Below are 7,048 nucleotides of genomic sequence, written 5' to 3' on the forward strand. Positions count from 1 at the left end.
AATTTATATTTGTTTACATCATTACTTATTTTTTAAATATATTTTTTCTATGGCTTTTCAAGTGGCTTGGATTTGATAATATGTATATAAACGGTTTTGTGCTTTTGATCCCGCTAGCTGCGGTATCATTTTTATTAAATAAATTTTTCGTCTTTAGGAGATGATATGAAAAAGATCAGTATAGTTACTGCCTGCTTTAACGAGGAGGAGAATGTAGAGGAAGTCTATGCGCGCGTAAAAAAAGTTATGGAAGGATTTTCGGAGTACGCCTACGAGCATATATTTATTGATAATGCTTCGACCGATAGGACGGTTGAAATTTTAAAACGCCTAGCAAAGGATGATAAAAATTTAAAGATCATCGTAAATTCCAGAAACTTCGGGCATATCAAATCGCCAACCTATGCGCTTTTGGGTGCAGACGGAGATGCCGTTATCTCTATCGTGGCCGATTTGCAAGATCCGCCCGAGATGATTGCACAGTTTATAGAAAAATGGCAAGAGGGCAACGACTTGGTTTTGGCTATTAAGCGAGATAGCGAGGAGCGTGGCGTGATGTTTAAAATCAGAGAGTGTTATTATGAACTCTTATCGAAGCTATCTGAGATCGAGATTTTTAAAAATTTTACCGGCTTTGGACTTTTTGATAAAAAGGTCATCGCGGCTCTTAGACAGATGCATGATCCGTATCCGTTTTTTCGTGGAATGCTCGCGGAAGCGGGCTATAAGGTAGCTAAAATCCCTTACGATCAACCGGTAAGAATTAAAGGAGTTACCAAAAACAACTTCTACACGCTTTATGATATGGGGATACTCGGTATAATCTGCAATTCTAAAGTACCGCTTAGGCTCGCGACTTTTATAGGAATGATAATGGGCATTTTAAGCATAATAGTAGGACTTGTGTATTTTATCCTAAAACTCATATATTGGAACGAAATGAGCGTGGGTATCGCACCTCTTATTATACTTTTTTCGTTCGTTTCATCTGGAATTCTGTTTTTTATCGGTATAATAGGCGAATATATCGGGGCAATTTATACACAAGTGTTGAATCGCCCATTAGTATTTGAAAAAGAAAGAATAAATTTTGATTAAAGGGAGCTTTAATGAAAGTTTTAATACTAGCAGGAGGTTTCGGTACTAGGCTTGCCGAAGAGACGAGCATTAGGCCAAAGCCAATGGTAGAGATCGGCGAAAAACCGATTTTATGGCATATTATGAAAATTTATAGTTTGTACGGATTTAACGAATTCGTCATTCTACTTGGTTATAAAGGCTACTATATCAAAGAATATTTTGCCAATTATTTTTTACATCAAAGCGATATGACTATAGATTTGAAAAATGGCAAGATGGAGGTTTTGAGCAATTTTAGCGAGCCTTGGAGCGTTACGCTGTTAAATACCGGACTAAACACTATGACGGGCGGTCGTATTAAGCGAGCTCAGAGCATAGTGGGAGACGAACCATTTTTACTTACTTATGGCGATGGTGTTAGTGATATAGATATCCATGAGCTTGTAAAATTCCATAAGTCCCACGGCAAAGCGCTTACTATGACTTCCGTTCAGCCGGAAGGTCGCTTTGGAGCTCTAAATATAGATGACAAAAGTCGCGTGCATGAGTTTAAGGAAAAACCAAAAGGAGACGGCAATTGGATTAATGCCGGTTTCTTTGTATGTGAGCCAAAGGTTTTTGACTATATTACAAATGGCGATGCGACGATATTCGAGCAAGAGCCGCTTATGAATTTGGCACACGACGGTGAAATTTTAGCGTATAAACATAGCGGCTTTTGGAAGCCGATGGATACGCTTAGAGATAAGCTTGAGTTAAATAAAATTTGGGATAGCGGTAACGCTCCGTGGAAAAAGTGGTAGCGATGCGAGATATGCAGGGTCTATACTCCGGAATTTATAAGGGCAAAACGGTTTTGCTTACCGGACATACCGGCTTTAAGGGCTCGTGGCTTAGTCTATGGCTGGAGCGCATGGGTGCGAAAGTGATAGGCTATTCGCTTCCGGCGCCTACAGAGCCAAATCATATAGGACTTTTAAATTTAAATATCGTCCAGATAATGGGCGACATACGGGATCTTGCCAAATTAGACGAAGTATTTGCGACTTATAAACCCGATATCGTATTTCACTTTGCCGCTCAGGCGCTCGTACGCCCATCTTACGCCGATCCTATCACAACCTACGAAATCAATGTCATCGGCACATTAAAAGTCCTTGAAGCCTGCAGAAAAGCAGGCGTTCGCGCGATCGTAAATATCACCAGCGACAAGGCTTATGAAAATAAAGAATGGGTTTGGGGATATCGCGAGAGCGATCCTATGGGCGGATATGATCCATATAGCTCGTCGAAAGGCTGTGCGGATCTTCTGGCTAGTTCATATCGAAACTCCTTTTTTAACGAAAAAGATTACGGCACAAAGCATCAAACGCTGCTTGCCACGTGTCGCGCAGGTAACGTAATAGGCGGCGGAGACTGGGCGCAAGATAGATTGATTTGCGACGTTATGCGCGCAGCAGCTAAAAATGAAGCGGTAACGATCCGCAATCCGCATGCGACGCGTCCTTGGCAGCACGTACTCGAGCCGCTTAGCGGATATTTGCTCGTAGGGCAAAAGTTGCTTGAAGGACGAAAGGAATTCGGCGGTGCGTGGAATTTCGGACCTAGCGATGATGGTGCGATTAGGGTGCTTGATGTACTAAAGAGTGCCAAGCGATATTGGGATAAGACAGAATTTAAAATCGGCTCCGACATAAACCAGCCGCATGAGGCAAATTTATTAAAGCTTGATTGCTCTAAAGCACATGCGCTGCTTGGTTGGAAGCCAGTTTGGGATAGTGAAACGGCATTTGAAAAAACTGTAAAATGGTATAAAAATTTCTACGAAAACGGCGCGATCGATACCGAACAAAATTTAAACGACTACGTAAAAGAGATGATGCGATGATAAAAGTTAGCGATTTTATAGCAAAATTTATAGCCGAACACGAAGATACTGCAAAGACCGTATTTATGGTCTCAGGCGGCGGCAATATGCACCTGATAGATTCGCTTGGCAAAAATGAAAATTTAGAGTATGTCTGTAACCATCACGAACAGGCTTGCGCGATAGCCGCAGAGGGATATGCGCGCGTCTCAAATAAGATTGGTATCGCGTATGTTACCACAGGCCCCGGCGGAACGAATGCGATTACCGGCGTTTACGGTGCCTGGGTGGATTCGATCCCTACGATGATCATATCGGGGCAAGTGAAATTTCAGACGACCATTGCTTCGCAACCCGAGTTAAATTTACGTCAGCTCGGCGATCAAGAGGTTAATATCATTGATATTGTAAGACCTATCACAAAATACGCCGTAATGATAACGGATAAAAATAGCATAAAATTTCATCTGCAAAAAGCTATTTATGAGGCTAAGCACGGCAGACCCGGACCCGTATGGCTGGATGTGCCGCTAGATATACAAGGCGCGATGGTGGACGAAGCGGATCTGGTAGAATTTGAAATCCCCGAAGAGCCGAAGTTTGACACAAAAATCCCGCAGGTTTTAGATGCGTTAAAAGCTGCTAAACGCCCCGTTATCATTGTAGGTAACGGCGTAACGCTTGCCGGCGCTAACGAAGAATTTCTAAAACTAATCGAAATTTTAAAAATCCCCGTTATCGGTACTTTCGCTAGATACGATATCGTTAGAAATGACCATGAGCTATTTTTTGGCAGATATGGCACTATCGGCAATAGAGCGGCAAATTTTGTCGTGCAAAATTCCGATCTCATCATTGCTATAGGTGCTAGATTAAATATCCGTGCAGTCAGCTATAACTGGGAATTCTTCGGCAGAGAAGCCAAAAAAATTTTAGTTGATATCGACCAAAACGAACTAAACAAAAAAACTATTGCCGCAGATATTAAGATAAAATCCGATGCGAAGGTTTTTATATCGGATTTGCGATCTGTGCTGAAAGACGAGCTAGATTTTGGAGCTTGGCTTGAAATTTGTAAAAATTACAGAAAGAATTATCCTACGATTGAGCCTTTTAGACAAAATGTAAAAGAGCGGGTTGATTCATATAATTTCTTCGATGTGCTATCTAATCATAAACGAGATTTAGTTTATGTATTCGGTAACGGTACGGCATGTGTTTCATCGTATCAGAGCTTGCGCTTATATGAGAATCAAAAGGTGGTAGTAAATTCGGGTTGTGCTTCTATGGGATACGATCTGCCTGCCGCAATCGGTGCCTGCTTCGCGAATGGCAAAAAAAATACGATTTGCGTTACGGGTGAAGGTAGCTTGCAGATGAATATTCAAGAGCTTCAGACAATAATTCATAATAAGCTTCCGATCAAAATCTTTGTTCTGAATAATGCAGGCTATATTTCTATCAGAAATACTCAAAACAACTTTTTTAAAGGGCACAAGGTAGGCTCAGATAAAGATAGCGGCGTCAGCTTTCCTAATATCGTAAAATTAGCAGAGGTTTATGGCTTTGAAGCCTGCAGGATAGAAAATCAGCTAAATTTAAAAGGGGAGTTGGAGGAAATTCTATCCAAACCAGGTGCGGTAGTTTGCGAAATAATGCTTTCACCTATTGAAAAAATGGAGCCAAAATTATCGTCTAAGATAAAGCCTGACGGCAAAATGGTTTCAAAGCCACTTGAGGATATGTTTCCGTTCTTGCCGCGAGAAGAATTTTATAAAAATATGATAATTAAGCCGGTAGATGAATAAAGCTGTAGTTTTTGACTTAGACGGGACTATTTATTTTGGGAGTAAAATTGCCGATTTTGCTTTGCAAACTATAGATGAGCTTCAATCCAATGGTTATAATGTCTTATTTTTTACTAATAATTCAACTAAAACAAGAGTTGAAATTTTAGATAAATTAATTCATATGGGTATAAGAACTACTGTAGATAAAATATATACCTCAGCTTATGCTAGTGCTATATTTTTGCAAAGAAATGATCTAAGAAATATATTTTTAGTTGGTAGCCGTGGTTTTAAAAGTGAATTAATGAATGCAGATATAAATGTCGAGGATGAGTATAGTTGTGAAGCCGTGGTAATTGGGCTTGATTTAAATTTTAACTATGAAATTTTATCAAGAGCTCTTATTGCATTACAAAAATCTCGTAGAATAATAGTGGCAAATACAGATAAAAATTTCCCGGTAGAAAATGGTCTTTTAAGACCCGGTGCCAATGCTATGCTAAGTGCAATCCTTGGTAGCATTGATGAAGAAATTAAGCTGGATATAGTAGGAAAGCCAAATCCTTTTATGCTCGAAATTTTATGTAAGAATTGGGGGCTTGATAAACAGCATATCGTTGTGGTAGGTGATAGGATAGAAAGTGATATGGCTATGGCAAAGAATTTTAATTGTAAAGGAATTCTAGTTGGCAATGATATTACATTGCTGAATGTTAAGAATAAAATTTTAAGGAGCTAAAATGAATGTTTTAGAATACGAGATGATCGATATTCTTAAAAGACTTAAAGACGAATACGGTGTTTTTGAGATCAAAGCGGAATACGAAAATGAGGGTAGTAGACAGGAGGAGCTTTGTAGGTTAAAAGATATTACTTCTAAAATTGATCTGCCTATTATTATGAAGATTGGTGGCGTAGAAGCTGTTACCGATATGTATAATGCTATCACGCTTGGCGTAAAAGGGATCGTAGCTCCGATGGCGGAGACAAAATTTGCCGTTAGTAAGTTCGTGGCCGCTATAAATACCTTTGTAGCAGAAGATAACCGTAATGATATAGAATTCGCGATTAATGTAGAAACCATAACATGCTATGAGAATTTAGACGATATTTTATCTTTAGAAAATATCAATACATTAACCGGCATAACGATAGGCAGGGTTGATTTTACTGCTTCGATGGGCAAAAATAGGGATTTCGCAGATAGCGATGAGATGTTAAAATATTGCGAAGATATTTACACTAAAGCAAGGGCCAAAGGACTAAAATGCGGTCTAGGCGGAGCCATATCCGCGAAGTCATGCGATTTTATTAAATATCTCATTTCTAAAGGACTACTTGATAAATACGAAACGCGAAAGATCGTATATTGCAAAGATGCTGTAAACAATATGGAAGCCGGAATTTTAGCTGGCGTTGAATTTGAATTAGCTTGGCTTAAGAGCAAGCGTAGGTATTATCACAGAATCAAGTCCGAGGACGAGAAAAGAATCGAAATGCTTGAAAAAAGGCTAAGTAACAGATGAATCTTTTCATCACGGGCGGTAGCGGTTTTATCGGTTCGCATCTAAAAAAGCGTCTTGCGCTAAATGGTAATTTTAATGTTTTCGCTCCAAAAAGTAGCGAGCTAAATTTGACTGACGAAAGGGCGGTTGACGATTTTATCCGTGCGCATAAAATCGATGCTATCGTCCATCTCGCCAATCGCGGCGGCGGTCGCGATACGCTGGATATGACAAATGTGATTGAGTATAATTTACGAATCTTTTTCAATATCGTCAAGCAAAAAAACAAGGTCGTAAAGATCATATCATTTGGAAGTGGTGCGGAATACGGAAAACACAAGCCGATAATAAATGCTCGAGAGGATGATTATAAAGAGGCGCTTCCGCTTGATGAATACGGTTTTTACAAGGCTATCACGTCGCATTACATTGAGAATTGCTTGGATAACATTATCCAGCTTCGTTTGTTTGGAATTTACGGCGAGATGGAGAATTACCGCTATAAATTTATCACAAATGCCGTAGTAAAAAATCTACTGCGCCTACCCATCACGATCAATCAAAACGTATTTTTTGATTATATGTATGTTGACGATCTGCTAAACGTAGTGGAATTTTATATAGAAAATGACGCACGGCATAAAATTTACAACGCAAGCAGCGGGACAAAAATCGATCTGCTTAGCCTAGCTGCGCTAGTAAATGAGGCGAGCGATTTTAAATCCGAGATAATCGTGCTAAATGAAGGGCTGAATAACGAATACACTTCCGACAACAGCCTGCTAAAATCCGAGATGGGAGATAGG

7 protein-coding genes are annotated in these 7,048 nt (G+C 39.7%); all 7 read left to right on the forward strand.

Annotated features, from left to right (window positions below):
- Positions 1 to 165 precede the first annotated feature (165 nt).
- The gene (locus Q0620_RS08395) at positions 166 to 1,098 is read left to right on the forward strand and encodes a glycosyltransferase family 2 protein (protein WP_298784451.1); all 933 of its coding nucleotides are present in this window, start codon (positions 166 to 168) and stop codon (positions 1,096 to 1,098) included.
- Between the two features lie 11 nt (positions 1,099 to 1,109).
- The gene (gene rfbF, locus Q0620_RS08400; protein ID WP_298784452.1) at positions 1,110 to 1,883 is read left to right on the forward strand and encodes a glucose-1-phosphate cytidylyltransferase; all 774 of its coding nucleotides are present in this window, start codon (positions 1,110 to 1,112) and stop codon (positions 1,881 to 1,883) included.
- An 11-nt stretch (positions 1,884 to 1,894) separates the two neighbouring features.
- Complete coding sequence (gene rfbG / locus Q0620_RS08405; protein ID WP_298784460.1) at positions 1,895 to 2,968, forward strand: CDP-glucose 4,6-dehydratase; 1,074 nt, start codon at positions 1,895 to 1,897, stop codon at positions 2,966 to 2,968.
- Positions 2,965 to 4,755 carry a thiamine pyrophosphate-binding protein gene (locus Q0620_RS08410; protein ID WP_298784454.1) on the forward strand — a complete coding sequence of 597 codons (1,791 nt, stop codon included), beginning with the start codon at positions 2,965 to 2,967 and terminating at the stop codon, positions 4,753 to 4,755. The genes rfbG and Q0620_RS08410 overlap by 4 nt, the downstream gene beginning before the upstream one ends.
- Positions 4,748 to 5,476, forward strand: a complete 729-nt coding sequence (locus Q0620_RS08415) for an HAD-IIA family hydrolase (RefSeq protein ID WP_298784455.1) — start codon at positions 4,748 to 4,750, stop codon at positions 5,474 to 5,476. Before Q0620_RS08410 ends, Q0620_RS08415 begins: the two co-directional genes overlap by 8 nt.
- Before the next feature lies 1 nt (position 5,477).
- Positions 5,478 to 6,263: an aldolase/citrate lyase family protein gene (locus tag Q0620_RS08420; protein WP_298784456.1), complete on the forward strand. Its 786-nt coding sequence runs from the start codon at positions 5,478 to 5,480 to the stop codon at positions 6,261 to 6,263.
- The coding region (locus Q0620_RS08425) for an NAD(P)-dependent oxidoreductase (RefSeq protein ID WP_298784458.1) at positions 6,260 to 7,048 on the forward strand (789 nt) is incomplete at its 3' end. The genes Q0620_RS08420 and Q0620_RS08425, both read left to right, overlap by 4 nt.

Origin of the sequence: uncultured Campylobacter sp., from assembly GCF_938017615.1 — a bacterium.
GTDB lineage: Bacteria > Campylobacterota > Campylobacteria > Campylobacterales > Campylobacteraceae > Campylobacter_B.